This window comes from Sphingobacterium sp. 40-24, from assembly GCF_001899705.1.
Lineage (GTDB): Bacteria > Bacteroidota > Bacteroidia > Sphingobacteriales > Sphingobacteriaceae > Sphingobacterium > Sphingobacterium multivorum.
Map to the genome: position 1 here is coordinate 319,579 of NZ_MKWH01000055.1, position 21,951 is coordinate 341,529.

Sequence of the window (21,951 nt, forward strand, 5' to 3'; positions counted from 1 at the left end):
AATGAAAGGTTTTTTAATAGCTTGCCTTCTACTTGTAGCAAGTATGGCAAATGCACAAATTTCAAAATTGGATAAACTTTTTGAACAATATCAAGGAAAGAAAGGTGTGACAACACTCAAAATCGGGGCGCCGATGTTCAAGCTATTGGGTAATTTGAAAATAGACGATGAGGATATGCAGACAATTACACCACTACTTAAGAATGTTAAATCGTTGCGGATGCTGATTGTTGAAGATGGGGAGGATAAAGCCTTAACAGGTATTATTCAAGGGGCAGTTTCAAATTTAAAGTATGAAGAACTCATGTCGCTCAATAATGAAGGTCAGGATATCCGGTTCATGGTCGAAAATATGTCTGCAAATGCCGACATCTTAAACAATCTGTTACTAACGATCAACGGAGATGGGCAAAATCTATTTATGATCCTTGACGGGGCTATACCGTTGAAAGACGTGACTAGCTTGGTCAACGAAGGGAACAATAAAGTGAGTAAGAATAAAGGTGATAACAACAAAAAGTAGAAGATTATGAAAAGATTACTAACCTTGTTGTGCCTAGTTGGCGTTCTTTTCTCCATGCAGTCATGCATGATAAAAAAAGCCTCCAATATGGATTTCGTCAGCCGGTCTAATGTATCGGACGACGCTGAGATTGTTGCCATTAATTTACCGATGTGGTTAACAAAACCCTTTATGAAAAAAGCCTTAAAGGACGATAATGATGAAGAGTCTCGTGCAATGGCTGAAATTGTAAAGAAATTAAAGAAGTTCAGAATGCTGACACTTTCAAATAATGACAAAACGAAGAATGCACGGATTTTGGACGATTACCATAAGTTTTTGAAGAAGAACAAATTTGAGGAATTACTGGTTATTAACACGGATGGACAGGAGATTTCGCTGAATGCGCGTATTGATAAGAATAATGTTATTCAGCGGGTTTCTCTACTCGTTCATGATAACGAAGATGAAAGTGTTTTTATGGATATCAAAGGTAAGTTTTCATTGGATGAACTTATTGCCGGACTAAATAAGATGAAATCTAAAGATAAGAAGCTGGCAAACAAACTCTAATAAGCACGTTGATTCGAGCCTATACTTCCACTAACCTATAAAAAAAGCCCTCTAGTAATATACTGGAGGGCTTTTTTATAGTAGTTTGATTTTATGCACTAAAGACAATGTCTAAAGCATCGAAAATATGTTTTTTTGCCTGGTCAAGATCCGCTGCTGTATGTGCATCAGAAACAAAGCCTACTTCATAGCCTGAAGGACCAAAATATACGCCACGATTTAACAATTCGCGGTGCATAATTTTATAAGATTCCATCGATTTAGGATCGATTTCACTCGCTTTTTTAATTTCGTGCTGTTCTGTGAAGGCAAACCAAAAAATAGAAGCCACATGGAAAAGTTGAACTTTATATCCTTTCTCCGCAATATAAGTACGCATATCATTGACGAAAGCTTCTGTTTTGGCATTTAAATTTGTGTAGAAATCCTTTTGTGCCAAGATATCTAATGCGGCAATGCCGGCAGCCATAGCAACTGGATTTCCGGATAAAGTTCCGGCTTGGTAAACTGCACCATCAGGAGATATACAGGCCATCAATTCTTTTGAGGCTCCATAGGCACCAACAGGCATTCCGCCACCAATAATTTTGCCGTAGGTAATAATATCTGGTTGTACGTCATAGTAAGCCGAAGCACCTTCAAAACCAATACGGAATCCCGTGATCACTTCATCCATAATCAACATTGCACCATGTTCTTTGGTGATATTACGTAAGAAGTGAACATATTCCTTAGATTGCAACAATAAGCCATTGTTTGCAGGTATACCCTCAATGATAACTGCGGCAATCTGATCTTTAAATTCTGCAAAAGCAGCTTCTAAAGCTCGCTTATCGTTTAATTCGATAACAATGGTTTCGTCTGCAAATGCTTTAGGTACACCAGCCGATGATGTCTCACCAAAAGTGACCAAACCAGAACCCGCTTTAACCAAAAGAGAATCGGAGTGGCCATGATAACAGCCATCAAATTTGATGATCTTATCACGTTTCGTGTAGCCTCTAGCCAAACGGATTGCAGACATTACGGCCTCAGTTCCGGAACTGACAAAGCGAATTTTCTCAATAAACCTATTGTTTTCGATAATCAACTCAGCCAGTTGGTTCTCCAAAGCAGTAGGAGCGCCAAAACTTAAGCCTTTCCCGAGTTGTGCCGCTACAGCTTCACGAACTTGATCATTATTGTGCCCTAAAATTAAGGGGCCCCATGAACAACAAAAGTCGATGAATTCATTTCCGTCCGCATCCCACAGGTGTGCTTTATCGCCACGCTCAATAAATAATGGGGTACCATATACGGATTTGAAAGCCCTAACAGGAGAGTTTACGCCTCCAGGGAAATATTGTTTTGCTTTTTCAAATAGCTCAGCAGATTTTGCTCTTGAAATATCAGGTGCTTGCATAGTCTATGTATTTGAATGCGAAGTTATCTTTTTTTAAGAAGATAAGTCTCATAGAAACGTAAGGAATCCATAATAGCCTGATATTAGCTATTTAAATTGAGTAACAGCTTCTTTTTTTAGCAATTTTATTTCCTGTTTATTGACAAACAGGATAATCTCATTTGCTGACTTAATTTCAATCTCAAAAGCCGTCTTGTTATCACTATATTTTCCAAAAAGATTTGGACTAAAAAAGTAGCCACTAAATTTTCTGCGATTTAATATAGCAATGCTATCTACTTTCTGATGAATTGAGGTCTGGGGACCCTGAGGGTTTGAATTTGAAAAGGTAAATAAGGCGTCACCATTCTTATTAAATGTGATTGATTTCAGCTTAGCGTTGTCCGCAATCCAATTGCCTTCCAAAAAGAAGTAAAAGGTAGTTTCATGTATGGAGGGAGCCGATAAAAGGAAACTGCTGATTATGATACTTTTTAACATAATAAGGCGCATTATAATTTTCTGTTTGACCGCAATGTCGTAAAAAGGTTTAAATAATATTTTAAAAAAACAGAAGCTCGAAAATGAATTCCCGAGCTTCTGTTAGTTAAATTCCGATTATCGAAGATAATCTGGAAGGTGTTAAATAAAACCTTTCTCCAATACTTCTTTGGAGTGGTAGGATAAGATTGCTGTAGCGCCAGCACGTCTGAAGCTCAATAACGTTTCTAGGATGACACGTTCGTCTAACCAGCCGTTTTGAATTGCCGCCTTTAACATCGCATATTCTCCACTGACATTATATACTGCAATTGGTAGATCGAAGTTGTCTGCAAGAAGTTTAACGATATCTAAGTAGGGAAGTCCTGGTTTCACCATCAGAAAATCCGCTCCTTCCTGTGCGTCGAGCTGTGCTTCAATAAGCGCCTCTTTTGCATTGGCAGGATTCATCTGGTAGGTCTTTTTATCGCCATGCTTGGGTGCCGAGCCTAAGGCATCTCTAAAAGGACCATAATAGGCCGAAGCATATTTTGCCGTATACGACATCAAAGAAACGTTAGTAAAACCATTATGGTCCAATAGCTCACGGATGTAACCGATGCGGCCATCCATCATATCTGATGGTGCAATGATATCTGCACCTGATTGTGCATGTGCCAAGGCCATTTTGCCCAATACCTCTAATGTCTCATCGTTTAGGATCTCACCGTTTTCGACAATTCCATCGTGCCCGTCACTGCTGTAAGGGTCCATGGCAACATCCGTTACGATACAAGCCTCCGGAAAATTTTTCTTTACCGCAGCAATTGCACGTAAGTATAAACTTCCATCACGGTAGCTTTCTGTAGCATATTTGTCTTTTAATGACTCTTCAATGTTAGGGAAAAGATCAAATGAACGTAAGCCCAACTTCAGGCAACTTTCCACTTCCTTCAATAGATTGTCTATTGAATAGCGATAGATGCCTGGCATCGATTTAACCTCAGTTTTTTGATTTTGCCCATCGACGATAAAAAGTGGGAAAATCAAATTTGACGCGTCTAAACGTGTCTCTTGAATCATGTCGCGAATCACGGCAGATTTACGATTTCTTCTCGGACGTTGTAACATTATATTAAGATTATTTATGATCTATGTTGTTTATTGCAATAGCAGTGCAATCGTTTACTGACTTTGAAATACAAACTACTTTATACGATTCTAATACTCCAATCCAAAAACGGCTTCGGAAAGGCCGATCTCATCAGGAGAATAAGGAAGGGTATAAGGCACATTCATCTCATCAAACTTTGCACCGGTAGAGCGGCCAATACAGATTACTTTTTGGCCTGGTTCCAGTAGGTTGTCTGCAAAATATGCTTCCACATTGCTCGGACTGGTAAAGACCAATACCTCCGCATTGGATGGATCTACATTTTCTTCTAAGACCGTTTCATATACCGGTATATTGATAATTTTTGTCTCCGGGCTTAATGCTTTTTGGATCGTCTCCAAAGATTCCTTCGCACGTGGTATAAGCACGGTACCACCATTGGCCAATTCAGCAAATTTCTTCGCAATTTCCTCCATATTGATGCCCTCACTGTCGCCAGAGAAATCAGCAACGCGGTCATATTTGCGCAAAATCTCTTCCGAGCCACGGCCAATGACACCAATCTTGGTCTTTTTGCTCAAACGTGGCTCTAAATTGAAAAAGTGCTCAATACCATTCTTGCTTGAAAATATAATCCAATCCACGTGTTTTAGGATAAAAGGATCCAATTTGTTGATGATGGGGAATATTTTGATCAAAGAGCGGCCCTCAATAGTAATATTGTGCTTGGCCATTGCTCTTGCGAAATAGGAATTTTCGTCTACCTCCCGGGAAATAAATACAGATTGTGGCAATTTTCTATCCTTTGCATATTTGCTGAAAATACGCTCCGCTAACCGCGTCGTATCGGTATCTCTAAGGTAAACACGGTCAGGAAAATCTTCGCTTGTGTCAGCAATAGAGGCCCAAGCTTCGTATTCATCACCGCTTTTACGGCAATAACAGCCTAATGGCGCATGACATCCCGCGTCAAATTTATTTAATACCAAACGTTCTACGGAGATTGTTTTTGCTACTTCTTCATTGTTTAAGGGCTGTAAAGCGTCAAAAAGTTCCTTGTCAACTTCACGGATCTGAATAGCAAGTACTCCTTGCGCCGGTGCCGGGATAATTTCAACAGGAGGAATCTCTTCCACATGAAAATCTGTAATATCCATTTCAATACGGCTAATACCTGCCTTTGCAAGTACGATAGCATCGTATTGCTCATCACGTAGCTTCTGGATTCTTGTCTGTAAATTACCACGGAGATCGTCAAATTCTAGATCCGGACGTAGCGCCGAGATCTGCGCTTTTCTACGGTTGGATGATGTCCCAACAGTCGCATTGTGTTTTAATGAAAGACGTTTTTTGATATCCACACAATCTTTGTGGATAATCAATAATTCAGCGGGATCTTCACGCTCAGAAACCGCTGCAATGATCAATCCCGGAGGGTTGACCGTAGGTAAATCTTTGTGTGAGTGTACAGCTAAATCAATGGTCCCGCTTAAAAGCTCCTCTTCAAGCTCTTTGGTGAAAAATCCTTTGCCTTCTAATTTATCCAAACGAAGGTGTTGAATGATATCCCCTTGTGTTTTAATGACTTTTAATTCTGCTTCAATTCCGATTTCTGCCAATCGATCTTTTACAAAATTTGCCTGCCACATGGCAAGAACACTTCCCCGGGTACCAATAATTAGTTTTCTATTCACGTTAATTTTACTTTACCTATTAAAACAATCACAAAATGTTCCCCCAGTAGCGACGTATTCAACTAGCACAGCATGTGTTTTAATTCAATTGAGCCCCGGAAATAAACAATTTCGGAAAAATGTGTTTAATACCATTAATCAGAGCAAAAATAAATAAATAGAAGGAATATGTTGACACGTTACTGTCATTATATGTCAGGAAATAATTGACAAACCGAAATTTAAAGAAACAGTCAAAGGATAGCTCCGGGTGACGGGCACAGATTCATTCCGCTAATAGGCATTGGTACAAAACCTAGGGAAGCAACAAAAAGTAATAGAATATAACGCTGTTCGAAAGGAAGCTTAGTATTAGTTTTTTTCCGTTTCTGGAGTTTTAACCAAAATTTCTTTCGCCATAACCATTGGAACCTTGATGTATTTCTTTTCCATGTAGTTGATGACTTTTTCCAATACTTCTCTCGCTTCAGGGGTTAGGGCTTGAACCTCTTGAGCAAAAACCTCATTTAGCGCAAATGATTTAATTTCTTTAATCTTTTCAGGAACCTCACGCATAGCAACCTCTACACGTCGCTGTTTGATTAAAGGTAAAAATTCTTGGATATTGTCCTGTATAATCTTTTCGGCACTCTCCAATTCGTTATAACGCTCTTGGATGTTTTTCTCCGCAATAGCTTGTAAGCTGCTTACTTCGATATAATGAATCGGATTGTTTTGGAGAACTTCAGCATCAATATCATTCGGAACGGCTAAGTCAATGATTATTTTCTTATCCGTTTCTCCGTTTAATAAGGATTGATAAAGTGTGTTGTCAATAATGGAGGTCGGAGCACCTGTGCAAGTAATTAAAATATCAAAGCCTTCTTTGTACTGATCAATATCAGCTAGGGGATAAGCTTCAGCATTTAATTCTTCGGCTAAGGCCTTTGCGTTCTCTATTGTGCGGTTGAAAATAACGAACTTAGCTTTTTGGTTCTTTTGGAAATATTTCGCTAAGTTCTGATTGGTTTCTCCAGAACCGATAATGACGATTCTAGGGTTTTCAACCAGTTTTAGTTCGCGCAATTTGCGATAGGCAAGCGAGACAACGGAAATTGGGTTTCTGGAAATTTTAGTATAGGTGTATACTTCTTTAGCCGTTTTTACGAGACGATCCATCATCAGACGTAGAAAATCTCCAGTAAAACCAGCTTCTCTACAACGATCATAGGCCCGACGTACCTGTGCCAAAATTTCTTTTTCACCAACAACAAGACTTTCAAGTGAACATGACATCCGAAGCAGGTGGTTTAAAGCATCCATACCCTCGTATTTGTTGACCTGTCCTAAATAACATTGTAGTCTCTCCTGAGGAACACAGAAGTTCAATTTTCCCATAAAATCAGCAATGAATTCATGGGTCAATTCGTGAGCACCATAAAATACAAACTCTACTCGGTTACAAGTACCAATATAAAAGATCTCTGGAATGTCTAGGCTATGCTTTAGATTGATGAGGCGACTTTCTAAATCCTCATTGCAGATCACTAGATTACCTAGATCTTTTAGTTCGACATGTTTATGAGTAAACGCTAATACTTTAAGATTTTTCAAAGCTCTAATCCCTCGCTTATATTTAACGGTACAAATGTAGCTTAAAAGCTTTGTGCTTGTGTCAAAAATCTGTCAAAGGGATTAATTTAGAAAGATTTTAAATAGCTGATTTTGATGGTTATATGTCTGTAATTCAGGTGTTTGTTTTGCGTATCAATATCGAATGATTTTCGTCACGATCTGTCGTGACGAAAATTTTAAGCGATAAAATACGATAAACTACTCTTTAATACCTGTATTTGTAGTTGCAGAGTCGATGGTGACATCTTGCAATTCTTCCACATAAGGCTCCTCTTCAGAAGTGGTAGCTTCCTGAATTTCACTATCACTGTATTGGTAATAGCTGTCGAAGGTCTTGCTGCTTTTATTGTAAATTAATGCGTACTTGGAATTTTTATTCTTGACAATAATTCCATCAGCAGGAGCAGGTACTAACTTCATCTCATCCATAAAAATTTTTTGTCCCTTTTTGAAGCTGTTGATGAGTGGCAGTTCGCTTGAATATTCCTTCCAGAATAAAATATCGCCTTTTGCTGAAATGATCCAGATGGCACTGCTCTGGTAGTCGTTCTTTTCTACCAAAAAAGCCATTTCTTTATTCCAACTGTCTGAATCGTTGCGATCGGTAAAGTTACCATAACAGAAAACAGATTTAGCACGATCTTTTATGCGTGTAAACTTGTATATAGGTTTATCATCTACAGGTTCAAGGTAGTTATTACCCATGAATATCTTTGTAATACCCCTTCTATAGCGTAACGGGATATTATCGTATTCGGGAATCGTGAAGATTGCATTGTTCCAGTGTTGATAGTCTTCCAGTGAACTCCAACCATCAGCATCTTCCAGGTCTTTGGGATCTGCATTGTCAAACCCTACAACAGCTGTCGCGGTACTATCCACCTGCAGGCCGTCGATAGCTTGTCGATGGCTATAGTTGTAATATCCGCCACCCGCTAGGACAACCAATAGCACGACGCCAATAATGATATAGATCTTTTTCTTTTTATTAGGCTGTGCAGGTTGTTCTGCTGCGATTTCTTCAACTTCTCTTTTCATGTTTATTATTCGGCTTAAATGCTAAAAATTATATTCATCTCTTTTAAACAAGTGAAAACCAGATTTAAGTGATTGATGATCTTTGGATTAGTCTTGTTTTTTATTTGTTCTAAGCGTTAATTGCGCTTAAAAATAGAATAATTTTTCAAAAAGTGAAATACAAGTTATATATGTGTCAATATTCAACTTATATTCGTAGCAGTTTTAAAGGAATTTGAACCATGATTATTATCAAAAAATACTTTGCCATTGTTGGACTAGTCATTTCTTTTTTGTCCAGCATGACACCATTCTTAAAAGTGCCTATTAAGGGAAATTGGAACTTATATCAGGTAGATGCCTACTTGTTCTTTATTACATTACTTATACTCGGGGTGACTGCCCTCTTGTTTTTTGTCCGTGCGGTTCGAGCTTATCAGTGGATGACCCGAGTGGCCGCCTGTTGGTATCTGTTGAGTATAACAGCGGTCTGGTTTAAGATCAATAATTATTTCGGCTGGGGATTTGCCGATAAATTGCTTTCTAAATCCCTGCACATGCGCTGGGGCTGGATTGTCTATTTGGTTGGCATCGTACTATTATTGTTGAGCACCAAGAAGGTTTCTGCGACAGCTGAATAAAATAAAGCCGTTTGGTATATAAAAAATAAGCTAGATGAAATTCATCTAGCTTATTTTTTATTTGGACGATGTGGTATGAAATGATTTTTCAACTTGTCCAGTCCTAAATCCTCTTCAATCTTATCCAGTTCGTAGGACCATATTTTTTCATCCAAAATTTCGTTCAGGACTTTTGGATTAGTTAGATCTACAGGACGTACACGCTGTTCTCTGTTGATTGGTGATGTCAGTTCCTGCAAACTAGCACTATGCCGTATGATCTGAAAACGGAAGGTAGGCCATTTCCCAACATTTGCAAAGTTGCCTGTATAAAACTGCATCGAATCGTGTGGCGGTATTTTATTGCTGAAAATACCTTTTACTTTATTCGCTGTAGCTTCAGCTACGGACACTAGGAGCTCAAAACTCGTTTCATTGATGATATGTAATTTGGCAAGTCCATCTTTGTGGTCTCCCGAAATTGCCAAAAGTATTCCTTTTTCGATAAATCGATGTGGTGTCAGTGGTGTCGCATGCTGGTCAAGTTCATCATCTGCTCGACGCATATTACCGAAGACAAGAGTGATTTTATCCATTGGCACCGGAATCTCAAAACCAGTGTCATCTGTAACGCCTACAATATCGTTGGGCTGCATGGATGTGATATGCCCCTCAATGGGCTCATCGACAAACCGTACTAAGTCGCCTATTCTAAATTTCATGTTTACTTTACTTTTGTGTCGATAATATATAATAGCTTCTCAAGATCCGAGTGATCATTGTATAAATGAAATCCAACACGGATCCCCGATCCTCGGGGAAAGCATTTTATGCCCTCATCCAGGAGAGTCTGATAATTTTCGGGGTTGATCTGAATATTGAAAATATTGCTCTGTGGACGTCTATTGATGATGCTGTCCAATAACAGTTTCCGGTCGGCAAGTTCAGCGCGGGCATCTGCAATTAACTTTTGGGTATAGGCCACTGTTTCGGAAAATCCCCATTCCTCCAATTGAAGAAGGGACTGCTGTAGCGTTCCGTGCGACAGGGTGTCCAGATGCCCTGGTTCAAAACAAAGTTGTACCACAGATTTATTCATCCATTGGTTGTTGAGGAAGCTGTAATTTTTTTGGATATCCGCATAAAGTATCGCTTTGAGTCTGTCACTTAAGAGAACAAAACCATTGCCGAAGCCAGCCATAAGCCATTTGTATCCACTGGATAATACGGCGTCAAAGCCCGAAAGCGTAAAATCAAAAAGATCTGTTCCCAAGAACTGGGTGCCGTCGCCTACAATCAACAAGTCGGGATGCTGATGCTTCAATTCCTGTATGAAAGATAGGTCTATTTTTAATCCCGAAATATATTGAACAATGGAAAGAATAAGGACATCTGGTTTAAATGTTGCTATTGTGTCCAATAAATTCGTTTCCAGCTGTTCGTCCATCCTGACAAATTGATGTTCAAAACCGCTTATAATTGTAGGAAAATTAACCGAAGGATAATCATTGTCCAATAGCAGCACTTTCGATTGTTTCGGTAAACCTGCCAATAGCGCATTGAAGGCAAAGGAAAAACAACTTGATAAGAACACATTTTGGGAAGGGCAATTAAAGAATTTACCGAGCGTATCCCGACAGGCATCTAAAGTTGCACCTTGCTGTTCGCGTAAGGTACTGTTCGCGTCAAAGAAATCTTGGTCTCTTTTGGAGCGCCAAGCCTTTGTTTCACGTGAAAGTAAGCCGGATCCTGGTGTCGTGAGGTAAGTTACGGCTGAAGCGATGTCAAAATGTTTACGATAGGGACTACTCATGTCTTTGGTCTTTTGTTAGTATTGCTAAATAATCTGTCAAGGAAAGGTATTCACCGCCCATGCTTTCCAAATGATCCGTGTGAAATTGGCAATCAATTAAACGTAGTTCAATTTCTTGGGCGAGATAAATCAGGGCCGCTTTCGAAGCGTTGGGGACTTTTGAAAACATGCTTTCTCCACAAAAGACACCATTGATTAACACGCCATAAAGCCCGCCAACGAGTATACCACCTTGCCATACTTCCACCGAATGTGCATAACCTAGCTCCGCAAGTTTACTATATGCTTGGATCATGCCCTGGGTTATCCAGGTTCCAGCCTGATCTTTTCTATTGATAGTCGCGCAAAGCTGAATGACTTCTTTAAAGCTGCGGTCTATCGATAAGGAAAATGTTTTTTTCCGGAGTACACTCGCCATGCTTTTGCTGATCTTGACCTTGGAGGGATCGATCACAAATCTGGGGTCTGGGGCATACCAAAGTATAGGGCTGTCATCACTGAACCAGGGGAAAATTCCGTTACTATAGGCCAGTAGCAAACGATCTGGCGAAAGATCTCCACCTACGGCGAGTAAACCATCTTCTTCTGCATAACTTGGGTGTGGAAACTCCAGTCTGTTCGTATCCAGTTCAAATACCATGGTTGTTTAACAGGCTGCGATAGATAGCATTATTCTGGCTGACGCGGTTCTTTGCCGATCTCGTCAAATAGTTTGTCCATGTGTTCAACATATTCGTTGGTATCATCGAGGAAGAACTCCAATTGAGGAACAATCTTTACCTGGTTCTTAATTTTTGCTCCCAGTTTGTAGCGTATTTCAGATGTTTTGGAACGAATGGACTTCATATTTTCCTGTGCCGTTTTTGTGTTCAAAAAGCTTATGTAAACACGGGCAATTGCCAAATCAGGTGTAACACGAACCCGTGTAACCGTGATAAACGCTCCAGGAGCCCATGAATTACCTTCGCGTTGAAATAATGCTGCTAAATCCTGTTGAATCACCCCAGCAAAACGTTGCTGTCTCTTGCTTTCTGTTCCCATCGTATACGTTTTATGTTGAATATTCTCAATTATGTTAAACAAAAATAGCCAAAATTTCAATTAAAAGAGAAACTTGACTCGACATAAGAAAAAAGGCACATCTTGGTTTGACGTGCCTTTAAATTTCGATTCACAATTGGTTAGGTAATTTCTTTCAAGTTTTAAGACTTTGGGGTCTATCATATTTGGTTTGAAATTTCGGTGTATTTAAAGCGGTAAGTATTTACTAACCTTACCATCTTCTATTTTTTCATCTCCCTTACACTACAAACATAGGAATACTTAAAAAACTGACAAAATAACTTTTAAAAATAAAGTGAGTGGTTACTTATAATGTGTGTTTATCGCGATTTAACAAACTTTTAACATTTTATTTTTTTTGTAACAGTCTTTTTTTTCCACCTGATTTTTTGTTTTTCATCCAATTTTCTGAGCAAAATGTATGCAATCTTTGCATTGATATAACCATTTGCAATTGGTATTTTTGTAAAAATTGTATGTGATAGAATTATCAGAAGCTTCAATCAACACTAAACCGACCAAAGGCTTTTGATGATAACAGGATCAAAAAGAAATTATACGAATGAAAATCTGGCAAAAAAATATAGATGTCGATTCTTTTGTAGAATCGTTTACGGTGGGCAATGACCGCGTAATGGACCTGCAACTTGCTGCTGCGGATGTTTTGGGTTCATTGGCCCATACACGCATGCTGAATAGCATAAACCTGATGACCGATGAGGATCTAGCGCTTGTACAAAAAGAACTGAAAAATATCTATAAAGAAATTTTAGCCGGTGACTTTCGTATAGAAGACTCGGTAGAAGATGTGCATTCGCAGGTTGAAATGTTGCTTACACAGCGTATTGGAGAGGCTGGTAAAAAAATTCACTCCGGCAGATCCCGTAATGACCAGGTTTTGGTCGACCTAAAATTATACTTTCGCTCAGAGATTCAGCATATCATCCAGAATACGGAGGCTCTTTTTAATGAATTGATCCAGCTCAGCGAGCGATATAAACATATTCTGATCCCTGGATACACCCACTTGCAAATTGCCATGCCTTCATCGTTTGGATTATGGTTTGGTGCGTACGCGGAAAGCCTTGTGGATGATCTGGAGATGATGCGTGCAGCATGGAAGGTTTGTAATAAGAATCCTTTAGGATCTGCTGCAGGGTATGGATCATCCTTTCCATTGAATAGAACGATGACGACACAATTGTTGGGATTTGAAGACCTCAATTACAATGTGGTTTATGCACAAATGGGAAGAGGGAAGACTGAACGTATCTTGGCACAGGGCATGAGTTCCATCGCGGCGACATTGGCCAAGTTTGCCATGGACGTATGTCTGTATATCAACCAAAATTTTGGCTTTATCTCTTTTCCTGCACATTTGACTACGGGATCGAGCATCATGCCACACAAGAAAAACCCGGATGTCTTCGAGCTGATCCGTTCACGCTGTAATAAAATACAGGCCTTGCCAAATGAAATTGCGTTGATGACGACCAACCTTCCATCGGGTTACCATAGAGATCTTCAATTGTTAAAGGAAAATTTATTCCCAGCGTTTAAATCGCTCAATGAATGTCTTGAAATCGCAACCTTTATGTTGGAAAATATAACTGTAAAAGACAATATCCTGGACGATCCAAAATACGATTATTTGTTCTCTGTTGAAGTGGTGAACAATGAGGTCCTGAAAGGAGTTCCTTTCCGGGAGGCCTATAGGACTATTGGTATTGATATTGATGAAGGGCGTTTCAAGCCATCAAAAGAGGTAAATCATACCCACGAGGGAAGTATTGGAAATCTCTGCAATGATCAGATCCAACGTATGTTCGCCGAGGTCAAAGTAACTTTTGGTTTTGAAAAAGTCGAATCAGCATTGGATGACCTTTTAAAATAAAAAATATGCTGTAGCCCTACAGAGGAAATAGCACATCAACATAAAATGGCCGGTAAGCATGTGCTTATCGGCCGTTTTATGTTCTTATTTTTTTATGGAGAACTTAAAATGTGTCTCGGAGTCGAATGATTCGCCTGCTTTTAACAAAGTTGAAGGAAATTCCGCTTGATTGGGTGTATCCGGAAAATGCTGAGTTTCCAGACAGAATCCGGCATAAGGAAGATACTTGTAACCTCTTTTGCCAAAATCATTTCCGGTCATCCAGTTTGCTGTATAGAGTTGTACGCCCGGCTCCGTTGTAAAGACATCCAGCTGAATGCCCGTGTTTTTAGAATAGACTGTTGCACAAGGCTGCGAAATAGGCTGGTTGTTGACATAACAATGATCATATCCTTTGGCAGCGATCAATTGTTCGTTATTTGCAGTAATATCTTGCACAATAGGTTTGGGTATGCGGAAGTCGAAGGCGGTGCCCTCCACAGGTACTATTGCATTCGGTATCTGGTTGTCGTCTACAAATAAGACTTTATCTGAATTGATCTGAAGGATCTGCTGCAATACGTCGCCACTGCCTTCCCCATCCAGATTGAAGTACGTATGATTGGTCAGGTTGACGTGCGTATCGGCATCCGATTGCGCATGATATTTGATAATAATCTCGTTATTTCTGGTTAGGGTATAAGAAACCATAACTTTTAGATTCCCTGGAAATCCTTCTTCACCATCTTGGGAAACATAATAAAATTCGACGTGCGATTGATAAGTGACCCTTCTGTCCCAAACCTTATCATGAAAGCCCGAAATACCACCATGAAGACAATTATTGCCATTGTTTTGCGGAAGCGTATAGTGTTTTCCGTTTATTTCAAATTCGCCTTCAGCAATGCGATTGGCGAAACGCCCCGCTGTGCAGCCATGGTATTTCTCATCAGAATCCAGGTAGGCCTGAATGGAATCGAAGCCCAGTGCAACATCCACCAAATTTCCCTTGTTATCAGGTACCAAAATGCTGACAATACGTGCACCGTAATCCGTTAAGAGTACTTGCATGCCCCCTTCGTTTTTTAATAAGAGCAAATGCGTGTTTTTGCCGTCAATTGTACCTTCAAAATGTTTTGGAATAAGTGTTTGATATTTCGTCATGATGAATCCCTATTGGTATTTAGGTTAAAGATACAGAATATAACCAGTATAAAAATGACTTTGACAACAGCTGTTTGTAAAATTTGTCATTTTGAAATGCAATCCAGGATACTGTTGCAAAAATGACTCCTGAACAGGTAAATAACAGCAGTAAAATATAGGGATATGTGCACAGTCATTCGGGGAATTTCTGAGCCGGTCTCCTATGATTATAATTGTATTTAAAGGCAAATTTATCTAAGTTTGCGCTATGTCTGAAAAAATGAATTGGAAAGATTTGCTCTCTGCAAAGCGCTGGGGTTACGAAGATCGGAGCGTAGATAGTTACCTGGTGGCCCGGTCGGAATTTCAACGGGATTATGATCGTTTGATCTTTTCATCCCCATTTCGGAGATTACAGAATAAAACGCAGGTTTTTCCACTTCCTGGCGCTGTATTCGTGCACAATAGGTTGACACATAGTTTAGAAGTTGCCAGTGTAGGACGCTCTTTGGGACGTATGTTTTATGCACAGTTGAAAGAGGAAAATCCAAACCTGGATAATGATTACCCTTTTTTGCAAGAAGTAGGAAATATTATCTCTGCGGCATGTTTGTCACATGACCTGGGCAACCCGGCCTTTGGTCACTCGGGTGAATCCGCTATTTCCACATATTTCACAGATGGCGATGGACGTAAATACCAAGAGCAGGTAACAGCCGAAGAATGGGCCGATCTGACCCACTTTGAAGGAAATGCCAATGCGCTACGGATTCTGACACATGCCTTTCAAGGAAAGGATCCCAAAGGTTTTGCATTGACCTATACTTCCCTGGCTTCCATTGTAAAATACCCCTGTCTGGCAATTGATGGCCACCTCAAGAAAAGCCATCATCGCAAGAAATATGGCTTTTTTACGGAAGAACAAAAAGCATTTGAGAAGGTTGCTAATGAATTGGGATTATTAAAAGATCCTTCCAATTCAAAGGGGTACCTAAGACATCCTTTGGTTTATCTCGTGGAGGCTGCGGATGATATTTGTTACAATATTATTGATTTGGAAGATGCACATCATCTTAAGATATTGTCCTATCAAGAAGTGGAAGAATTACTATTGCCGCTCTGTGGCAAAGAAAATCTTCGCGACAGGCTCGATGGATTGCTGGATACCCCAAGCCGTGTAGCATTGTTGCGTGCTAAAGCGATCAATACCTTGATTAAAGGATGTGTTGATGTCTTTGTACGTGAGCAGGACAAATTTCTGTCAGGAACTTTCGGATCAGCATTGATGGATGCTTTAGATGAGGACATTGTTACACAAATGAAAAAAATCTCGAAGATTTCCATTGCAAAAATCTATAATGCGCCCACTGTTGTGCAAATTGAGATTGCTGGTTACCGGGTGATGGATGCCCTATTAAAAGAGTTTGTTCCGGCATACCTAAAGAAGAACAAGAACAATTACGATAAAAAGCTCGTTGCATTAATTCCTGAACAATTTTATACGGATAAACAAGATTCGTATTCCAAAATCCGTTGTGTATTGGATTTTGTTTCAGGTATGACTGACGTTTATGCCATAGAGCTGTACCGTAAAATCAAGGGAATAACAATACCATCCATAGAATAGGGACGTTTCAGGTAAAGGGGTAAAATATCAATATTAAATTGAGACTCGCTGTAATACCTGAGGGTATTATCCTAAAGTCTCGGATCGAAAATCTAACATCTCATATCTAAAATGAAGGTTGTAATTGCTGAAAAGCCCTCCGTGGCGCGTGATCTGGCTCGAGTGATGGGGGCGAAGGAAGTCAAAGACGGTTATATCGCCGGCAATGGCTATGCTTTTACGTATGCTTTTGGCCATTTGGTTCAACTCTGTACGCCACAGGCTTACGGATACAATTCGTGGACAATTTCTAATTTGCCGATCATTCCACCAACATTTAAGCTAGAATCGAAGAAAGTGAAGCGTGATGGCAAGCAGATGGATGATACCGGAGCAGTTAAGCAACTCAACACCATAAAATCCCTGTTGGAACAGGCCGAAGAAATCATTGTGGCTACCGATGCGGGACGGGAGGGTGAATTGATCTTTCGTAATATATACTATTTTTTAGGTTCTAAAGTACCTTTTAAACGCCTTTGGATATCGAGCCAAACGGATAAAGCCATTAAAGAAGGATTTGCCAATTTGAAAGCAGGTACGGAATACGATAGCCTGTACATGTCTGCCCGTTCACGTTCGGAATCGGACTGGCTCATCGGTATCAATGCGACGCAGGCCATCACCTTGGCGGCCGGGAATAAAGGATTACTTTCTTTGGGCCGCGTTCAGACGCCAACCTTGGCCATGATCTGTTCGCGCTATCTGGAAAATAAAGACTTTAAACCCCAGGCATTCTATAAAATTCAGGCCGGTTTTGAAAAAGATAATATCAGTTTTAAGGCAACCTCCAATAAGATCGATAAAAAGGATGTCGCCGAGCAAACCATTGCGCGATTGACCGTTGGTTCCAATGCCCGCGTGGCAAAGGTGGAAGCCAAAGAAACAAAAGAGCAACCGCCCTTGCTATTTGATTTGACATCGCTGCAACAGGATGCAAATAAGAAGTATGGTTATTCGGCCGATCAGACACTGAGTATTGCGCAAACACTTTACGAAAAGAAGGTCATCACTTATCCGCGTACGGGTTCCCGTTACATCGGTGAGGATGTTTTTGAAGAAATTGGCGCACTTTTTCAACATTTGTCGGATACCGCAGATGAATCCATCGCGTCGATCGCAAAAAATCTGATCGGTGCAAAATTGAACAAACGTTCTGTCGATGACAAAAAGGTAACCGATCACCACGCCCTATTGGTGACGGATGAAAAGCCGGGTCCCATGCTCAAAGAGCAACAGAATGTTTACAATATGATCGCCAAGCGCATGGTGGAAAGTTTCTCGGAGGTATGTATAAAAGATATTACCACCGTGACAATTGACGCGCAGGGGGTTGAACTTATCGCCAAAGGTACTGTAATCAAGCAATACGGCTGGCGTCTTTCCGCGGAGCAGATCGAAGCGCCCGATGAAGATAAAAACAATGACGATCAGGATAATGAAAATGCGCAGTTACCGAAGCTGTTAGCTGAGGAATTATTGCAGATTCTGACCCTCGAACTTGCCGAACGTTTTACCAAAGCAAGACCCATACATACCGAAGCCTCCTTATTGAAGGCCATGGAAACTTCGGGAAAGGAAATTGAAGACGATGAAATGCGGCAGGCTATGAAGGACTGTGGACTTGGTACACCTGCTACACGAGCCGCAACTATCGAAACACTTTTCCAGCGGGATTATATTAAGCGCGACAAGAAAAAACTGATCCCAACGGAAAAAGGACTTGCGGTATACAATCTTGTAAAAGATCGTTCCATTGCCAAGGTAACCTTGACCGGTAAATGGGAGCAGAAGCTGGAGGAAATGCGAGCCAATAAAGTGTCCTATGATGTTTTTATGAAACATATTAAGGACTATACGGCCAAAATTACAAAAGAACTGTTGACGCTGCGGATTTCTCTCGCGCAAGAGGAAGTTAAACCTCAACAAAAAGGAAAGATAAAATGTCCGAAATGTGAGCAGGGATTAATTTTGCTCTACGACAAAGTAGCCCAATGCGACCATTATGCCCGTGGATGTGATTTTAAGATCTGGCGGACATTGAATGGTATCTTTCTCGACGAAAAAGAGATGAAGAACCTGTTGGAGAAAGGAAAAACCTCCGAGTTTAAAGGGGTAAAAAATAATGAGGGTGCTATTGTCACTGCGCCGCTTGTATTTGAAAATTTTAAGGTTAACGTGGGGTAAATGGTTTACCCCACGTTTATCTTTTCAACTTTATTCCCGCTGCAGAATATCCTGTAAAGCACTTGAAATCGATGGAAACCTGAACGTAAATCCACTATTCTCCAGCTTTTCAGGTAATACCCAACGGCTTTTTAAAAGCAGCTCTGTCTCCGTGCCAATAAAAGCAGCACCTATTTCCAGCAGCCATTTGGGAGATGGTAGACCAATTTTACAGTTCATTACCTGTCGAAAAGTCGCCATAAAAGTTTTATTCGTAACCGGATGGGGGGCCGCACAATTGACGACACCATCCATATCCGCATGATCTTTTAAGAACAAAATAATTTGAAAAAGATCTTCAATATGGATCCAGCTAAAATATTGCTGGCCATTTCCTTGTATGCCCCCTAGTCCAGCCCGGACAAGATTTTTAAAAGGCAGGATAACACCTCCATCCGCACCCAAAACAATCGCCATCCGAAGTGCCACCTGTCTTGTCTTTTCCAATTTGAAGTCGAAAAAAGTCTTTTCCCATAATTTGGCAACATCAACAGAAAAACCTGTTCCGATCTCCCCCGAACTTTCGGTCATCGGACGATCTTCGGCGTGCCTATAAATGGTTGCTGTACTGGAGTTGAGCCACAATTTTGGTGGATTGGTACAGCCTGCGATCAGCTCACCAAGAATCGTTGTGGTCTTTGTTCTTGAAGAAAATATTTCGGCCTTATTTTTTTCGTTATATCGACAGTTGACAGACTTTCCGGCTAGATTGATTAGCATCTCCGCATTTTCCAGTGCATCGGAAATGCCGGATCGATCGGTCCAAAGGATATTGCCCTGCCGACGGCCAATGACGATAACCTCGTAACCCAATGTTTGAAATCTCTCGGAAAGATATTGTCCAACAAAACCTGTTCCTCCAGCGATGACTATTTTATGCATGGCAAGTGTGTTTACAGTCCAGTTCATGATGCTACATCATTAATTTGATCAATTTAATTAATAAATCTCCACCGCTAGTATTGAAAATCTTGTTGGTAATAGTTTCGAGTTGATCCGTCAGATTTTGGATGTCCTTGACCGTTTTATGGAATTCCTTACCTTCTGCAGTCTGATCCTTCTCTGTATTTCGGCTGATATCCTTTAGAATATCCATAACGGGGTCAAGTTCTTTTTGCTTACGCATTACCGCAATTTTCATGGCCCATTTTAAGACTTCTTTCTCGGCAACAAAATATTCTTTTCTGTCGCCGGCAATATGCTTTTTGTAGACGATGCCATAATCGATCAATTGTCGGATACTCATATTGGCATTGCCGCGCGAGATCACCAACTTTTCCATAATCTCGTCTGTAGACATGGGATTGCTTGCCGAGAGGAGTAAGGCATGAACTTGCGCAACGGACTTGTTGATTCCCCATTCAGAACCTAATGCCCCCCAGGTGTCTATAAATTGCTGTTTTGCTTCTTGTAATTCCATCGTGCTTTTATTTTGCCAATATCTCAATTTGTTTTTATCGGACTATTGAACCGATCGGCTTTCTCGTCCTTTTTTTATGATTGCCTATATTAAAGTTATTTAAAGTTTTTGAACTTTCAAAAATTTCTGAAAATAAAATAAGTTTAAATAGACAAGTCACCATATCGTAATAAGAATTTGCTTTTCTTGCGGACTTTTCGATTTGTTTTAACTTTGCCTGCATTATGGCGGCAACTTTGTATAATCCATTCAAACAATTTCAGTTTGATTCAGATATTTGTTTTTTAACAGGAAATAAACTCCAATCGGAAGAAGAATCCATTCAGGTGTTTCCTGTATGGATGATGAAATCTTTTCAATTGGAAGATAAACCTTTTAAAATGCTGGATGAGAATCTGGTGACTTATAAATCGTTGAAGCTCCCCTGTTCCATAACTGCAGCTGAAGCGATCGAACAAATGGAACGTGTGGTAGAACAGTCGTTTGAACAAGGTTATGAAGCCGTCAAACAGTTGGATCCCTTATTATTGTTTCAATGGATGACAAAAATCATCTATGGGGTGGTCTTTAATGAAATTCTTGCGGGAATTCGGCAGCAAAAAGCTTCTGGCGAAGATATGAACTTTTCTCAGGCCCTTGCACAGCGTTTTACAAATCTCCATGCGATGTTGCAGTCGCTGGTTGTACCGATGGAGTTTGAAAATACCTTCCCATTTTCATTGGTTGTTGTACCGGTTGAGAATGCACCCGATACATTTATGTATCGTGATGAAATCAATACCTTGATCTTTTCTATCCGCATGAAGGACTTTGCTGTAATCGCCTGTCTTCAAGATAATGCCACAAACAATATTTATCACGAAGATATCCTCAAGGTTATTGCGGGCAAAACATTGCATCCCATTCAGTTTGAAGAATTGTGTGCACGCTATTTTTATTCAGCCTACTTATTTAATCGTTTACCAGATTATACCTATTTAAATACCCCGCAAAAAGTCTATGTTGAACCGATGCCATTAGCAGATATGTCGATGAAACCTATCTTTGATCATTGGCAAAACAAGACCTATGGCCAAGTTTTGGAAAATTTTTGGAAACCTTGGGGTTTGACCTTGTTCGAGATTATTAAAAATCCAGAGCATCCGATTAGTTTTCTTGTTGACGAAGCAGGAGAGTTTGTTACTGATATTGCTAGGCCGCTCAATTAGTCCAAAAGAATTAAAGTAATAAATTATCTTATATAAGCGTTAAATGGTACGGTTATGGATAGGATAGGGTATGTATTTAACAGGATTTAAGACTCTTTTTTCAGTTTTACTTTTTATGGTATGGTGTACTTCCGCAAGTGCACAAGTGATTGCTAAGCGGGATATCCCTGCAGACAGTATCGCACAGCATGTTGATGATTTTCCCTATTTCAAGGGCGGGGTGGTGGCCTGGTCCAAATTTATACAAAATAATCTGGATCTGTCCGGAACAGTCCGGGCAATGGACAGTGTGGCCTATGCAAAATACGGATCTCGGCAAACGGCAATTCTGAAATTTATTGTTTGCGAGGATGGGGCGATCTGCAATATTGAAATCGAGAATCCCGATAAGATAAGCCCCGAGTTTGCAAAGGCTGTGTTGTCTGCTATGCGCCGGTCGCCACAATGGATGCCTGGTCAGGTCAAGGGAAAACCGGTTAAAACAAGATTCAGGCAACCTGTCGTTGCTGTGATCGAATAAATTGATAAGAAAAGAATAGCTTAAA

At 40.2% G+C, this 21,951-nt stretch carries 21 protein-coding genes; 8 read left to right on the plus strand and 13 right to left on the minus strand.

Annotated features, from left to right (window positions below; genetic code table 11):
• The first annotated feature begins 1 nt into the window (after position 1).
• Both BGP15_RS20760 and BGP15_RS20765 read left to right on the plus strand, forming a co-directional pair.
• Positions 2–523, plus strand: a complete 522-nt coding sequence (locus BGP15_RS20760) for a DUF4252 domain-containing protein (protein ID WP_046674926.1) — start codon at positions 2–4, stop codon at positions 521–523.
• A 6-nt stretch (positions 524–529) separates the two neighbouring features.
• Entirely contained in the window at positions 530–1,075 is a 546-nt protein-coding gene (locus BGP15_RS20765; protein WP_083295802.1) for a DUF4252 domain-containing protein, read from the plus strand.
• Positions 1,076–1,166: 91 nt separating this feature from the next.
• On the opposite strand, the gene hemL is transcribed toward BGP15_RS20765, so the two are convergent.
• The 6 genes from hemL to BGP15_RS20795 all read right to left on the minus strand — a co-directional run bounded on the left by hemL (position 1,167) and on the right by BGP15_RS20795 (position 8,396).
• Positions 1,167–2,477, minus strand: coding sequence for a glutamate-1-semialdehyde 2,1-aminomutase (gene hemL, locus BGP15_RS20770; RefSeq protein WP_286770659.1), 1,311 nt, complete (start codon positions 2,475–2,477; stop codon positions 1,167–1,169).
• Between the two features lie 87 nt (positions 2,478–2,564).
• Positions 2,565–2,957 (minus strand): hypothetical protein, encoded by a 393-nt coding sequence (locus tag BGP15_RS20775; RefSeq protein WP_286770660.1) that lies wholly within the window; start codon positions 2,955–2,957, stop codon positions 2,565–2,567.
• A 141-nt stretch (positions 2,958–3,098) separates the two neighbouring features.
• Positions 3,099–4,067 (minus strand): porphobilinogen synthase, encoded by a 969-nt coding sequence (gene hemB / locus BGP15_RS20780; RefSeq protein WP_070561999.1) that lies wholly within the window; start codon positions 4,065–4,067, stop codon positions 3,099–3,101.
• A 90-nt stretch (positions 4,068–4,157) separates the two neighbouring features.
• Positions 4,158–5,744, minus strand: a complete 1,587-nt coding sequence (hemC, locus tag BGP15_RS20785; RefSeq protein WP_286770661.1) for a hydroxymethylbilane synthase — start codon at positions 5,742–5,744, stop codon at positions 4,158–4,160.
• Positions 5,745–6,095: 351 nt separating this feature from the next.
• Positions 6,096–7,337, minus strand: coding sequence for a glutamyl-tRNA reductase (gene hemA, locus BGP15_RS20790; RefSeq protein ID WP_070562003.1), 1,242 nt, complete (start codon positions 7,335–7,337; stop codon positions 6,096–6,098).
• 219 nt (positions 7,338–7,556) lie between these two features.
• The gene (locus BGP15_RS20795; protein WP_286767314.1) at positions 7,557–8,396 is read right to left on the minus strand and encodes a hypothetical protein; all 840 of its coding nucleotides are present in this window, start codon (positions 8,394–8,396) and stop codon (positions 7,557–7,559) included.
• A 221-nt stretch (positions 8,397–8,617) separates the two neighbouring features.
• Here BGP15_RS20795 and BGP15_RS20800 point away from each other — a divergent pair, with 221 nt between their 5' ends.
• The gene (locus BGP15_RS20800; protein WP_070562007.1) at positions 8,618–9,016 is read left to right on the plus strand and encodes a hypothetical protein; all 399 of its coding nucleotides are present in this window, start codon (positions 8,618–8,620) and stop codon (positions 9,014–9,016) included.
• A gap of 50 nt (positions 9,017–9,066) precedes the next feature.
• Here the strand turns inward: BGP15_RS20800 and BGP15_RS20805 are convergent, their stop codons facing one another.
• From BGP15_RS20805 to rbfA, 4 genes are read right to left on the minus strand one after another with little or no spacing between them, the layout of a single operon-like run.
• Positions 9,067–9,717, minus strand: coding sequence for a DUF8465 domain-containing protein (locus tag BGP15_RS20805; protein WP_070562009.1), 651 nt, complete (start codon positions 9,715–9,717; stop codon positions 9,067–9,069).
• A gap of 2 nt (positions 9,718–9,719) precedes the next feature.
• Positions 9,720–10,808, minus strand: coding sequence for an aminotransferase class V-fold PLP-dependent enzyme (locus tag BGP15_RS20810; RefSeq protein WP_286767313.1), 1,089 nt, complete (start codon positions 10,806–10,808; stop codon positions 9,720–9,722).
• The gene (gene aat / locus BGP15_RS20815; protein WP_286727370.1) at positions 10,801–11,448 is read right to left on the minus strand and encodes a leucyl/phenylalanyl-tRNA--protein transferase; all 648 of its coding nucleotides are present in this window, start codon (positions 11,446–11,448) and stop codon (positions 10,801–10,803) included. Before aat ends, BGP15_RS20810 begins: the two co-directional genes overlap by 8 nt.
• Positions 11,449–11,477: 29 nt before the next feature.
• Positions 11,478–11,849 carry a 30S ribosome-binding factor RbfA gene (gene rbfA / locus BGP15_RS20820; protein WP_070562015.1) on the minus strand — a complete coding sequence of 124 codons (372 nt, stop codon included), beginning with the start codon at positions 11,847–11,849 and terminating at the stop codon, positions 11,478–11,480.
• Between the two features lie 583 nt (positions 11,850–12,432).
• On the opposite strand from rbfA, the gene argH reads away from it, so the two are divergent.
• Positions 12,433–13,764: an argininosuccinate lyase gene (gene argH / locus BGP15_RS20825; RefSeq protein WP_286754839.1), complete on the plus strand. Its 1,332-nt coding sequence runs from the start codon at positions 12,433–12,435 to the stop codon at positions 13,762–13,764.
• An 84-nt stretch (positions 13,765–13,848) separates the two neighbouring features.
• Here the strand turns inward: argH and BGP15_RS20830 are convergent, their stop codons facing one another.
• Positions 13,849–14,907 carry an aldose epimerase family protein gene (locus BGP15_RS20830; RefSeq protein ID WP_286770662.1) on the minus strand — a complete coding sequence of 353 codons (1,059 nt, stop codon included), beginning with the start codon at positions 14,905–14,907 and terminating at the stop codon, positions 13,849–13,851.
• Positions 14,908–15,157: 250 nt separating this feature from the next.
• On the opposite strand from BGP15_RS20830, the gene BGP15_RS20835 reads away from it, so the two are divergent.
• On the plus strand, positions 15,158–16,516 hold the full coding sequence (locus tag BGP15_RS20835) for a deoxyguanosinetriphosphate triphosphohydrolase (RefSeq protein ID WP_286727371.1): 1,359 nt from the start codon (positions 15,158–15,160) through the stop codon (positions 16,514–16,516).
• A 111-nt stretch (positions 16,517–16,627) separates the two neighbouring features.
• A complete protein-coding gene (locus BGP15_RS20840) occupies positions 16,628–18,739 on the plus strand; it encodes a type IA DNA topoisomerase (RefSeq protein ID WP_286770663.1) in 2,112 nt (703 codons plus the stop codon).
• A 30-nt stretch (positions 18,740–18,769) separates the two neighbouring features.
• On the opposite strand, the gene BGP15_RS20845 is transcribed toward BGP15_RS20840, so the two are convergent.
• Together BGP15_RS20845 and BGP15_RS20850 are read right to left on the minus strand one after the other, a co-directional pair.
• Positions 18,770–19,687: a TIGR01777 family oxidoreductase gene (locus tag BGP15_RS20845; RefSeq protein ID WP_286770664.1), complete on the minus strand. Its 918-nt coding sequence runs from the start codon at positions 19,685–19,687 to the stop codon at positions 18,770–18,772.
• A 4-nt stretch (positions 19,688–19,691) separates the two neighbouring features.
• Complete coding sequence (locus BGP15_RS20850) at positions 19,692–20,198, minus strand: GbsR/MarR family transcriptional regulator (protein WP_286770665.1); 507 nt, start codon at positions 20,196–20,198, stop codon at positions 19,692–19,694.
• Between the two features lie 224 nt (positions 20,199–20,422).
• Between BGP15_RS20850 and BGP15_RS20855 the strand changes: the two genes are divergently transcribed.
• Positions 20,423–21,406 carry a hypothetical protein gene (locus BGP15_RS20855; protein ID WP_286770666.1) on the plus strand — a complete coding sequence of 328 codons (984 nt, stop codon included), beginning with the start codon at positions 20,423–20,425 and terminating at the stop codon, positions 21,404–21,406.
• Positions 21,407–21,476: 70 nt separating this feature from the next.
• Positions 21,477–21,926 (plus strand): energy transducer TonB, encoded by a 450-nt coding sequence (locus BGP15_RS20860; RefSeq protein WP_083295803.1) that lies wholly within the window; start codon positions 21,477–21,479, stop codon positions 21,924–21,926.
• Positions 21,927–21,951: the final 25 nt, after the last annotated feature.

Bases quoted from the DNA above. Each gene is read 5' to 3' on its own strand.
- BGP15_RS20760 (WP_046674926.1), top strand. From the start codon at position 2: ATGAAAGGTTTTTTAATAGCTTGCCTTCTACTTGTAGCAAGTATGGCA.
- BGP15_RS20765 (WP_083295802.1), top strand. From the start codon at position 530: ATGAAAAGATTACTAACCTTGTTGTGCCTAGTTGGCGTTCTTTTCTCC.
- hemL (WP_286770659.1), bottom strand. From the start codon at position 2,477: ATGCAAGCACCTGATATTTCAAGAGCAAAATCTGCTGAGCTATTTGAA.
- BGP15_RS20775 (WP_286770660.1), bottom strand. From the start codon at position 2,957: ATGTTAAAAAGTATCATAATCAGCAGTTTCCTTTTATCGGCTCCCTCC.
- hemB (WP_070561999.1), bottom strand. From the start codon at position 4,067: ATGTTACAACGTCCGAGAAGAAATCGTAAATCTGCCGTGATTCGCGAC.
- BGP15_RS20795 (WP_286767314.1), bottom strand. From the start codon at position 8,396: ATGAAAAGAGAAGTTGAAGAAATCGCAGCAGAACAACCTGCACAGCCT.
- BGP15_RS20800 (WP_070562007.1), top strand. From the start codon at position 8,618: ATGATTATTATCAAAAAATACTTTGCCATTGTTGGACTAGTCATTTCT.
- BGP15_RS20805 (WP_070562009.1), bottom strand. From the start codon at position 9,717: ATGAAATTTAGAATAGGCGACTTAGTACGGTTTGTCGATGAGCCCATT.
- BGP15_RS20810 (WP_286767313.1), bottom strand. From the start codon at position 10,808: ATGAGTAGTCCCTATCGTAAACATTTTGACATCGCTTCAGCCGTAACT.
- aat (WP_286727370.1), bottom strand. From the start codon at position 11,448: ATGGTATTTGAACTGGATACGAACAGACTGGAGTTTCCACACCCAAGT.
- rbfA (WP_070562015.1), bottom strand. From the start codon at position 11,849: ATGGGAACAGAAAGCAAGAGACAGCAACGTTTTGCTGGGGTGATTCAA.
- argH (WP_286754839.1), top strand. From the start codon at position 12,433: ATGAAAATCTGGCAAAAAAATATAGATGTCGATTCTTTTGTAGAATCG.
- BGP15_RS20830 (WP_286770662.1), bottom strand. From the start codon at position 14,907: ATGACGAAATATCAAACACTTATTCCAAAACATTTTGAAGGTACAATT.
- BGP15_RS20835 (WP_286727371.1), top strand. From the start codon at position 15,158: ATGTCTGAAAAAATGAATTGGAAAGATTTGCTCTCTGCAAAGCGCTGG.
- BGP15_RS20840 (WP_286770663.1), top strand. From the start codon at position 16,628: ATGAAGGTTGTAATTGCTGAAAAGCCCTCCGTGGCGCGTGATCTGGCT.
- BGP15_RS20845 (WP_286770664.1), bottom strand. From the start codon at position 19,687: ATGAACTGGACTGTAAACACACTTGCCATGCATAAAATAGTCATCGCT.
- BGP15_RS20850 (WP_286770665.1), bottom strand. From the start codon at position 20,198: ATGGAATTACAAGAAGCAAAACAGCAATTTATAGACACCTGGGGGGCA.
- BGP15_RS20855 (WP_286770666.1), top strand. From the start codon at position 20,423: ATGGCGGCAACTTTGTATAATCCATTCAAACAATTTCAGTTTGATTCA.
- BGP15_RS20860 (WP_083295803.1), top strand. From the start codon at position 21,477: ATGTATTTAACAGGATTTAAGACTCTTTTTTCAGTTTTACTTTTTATG.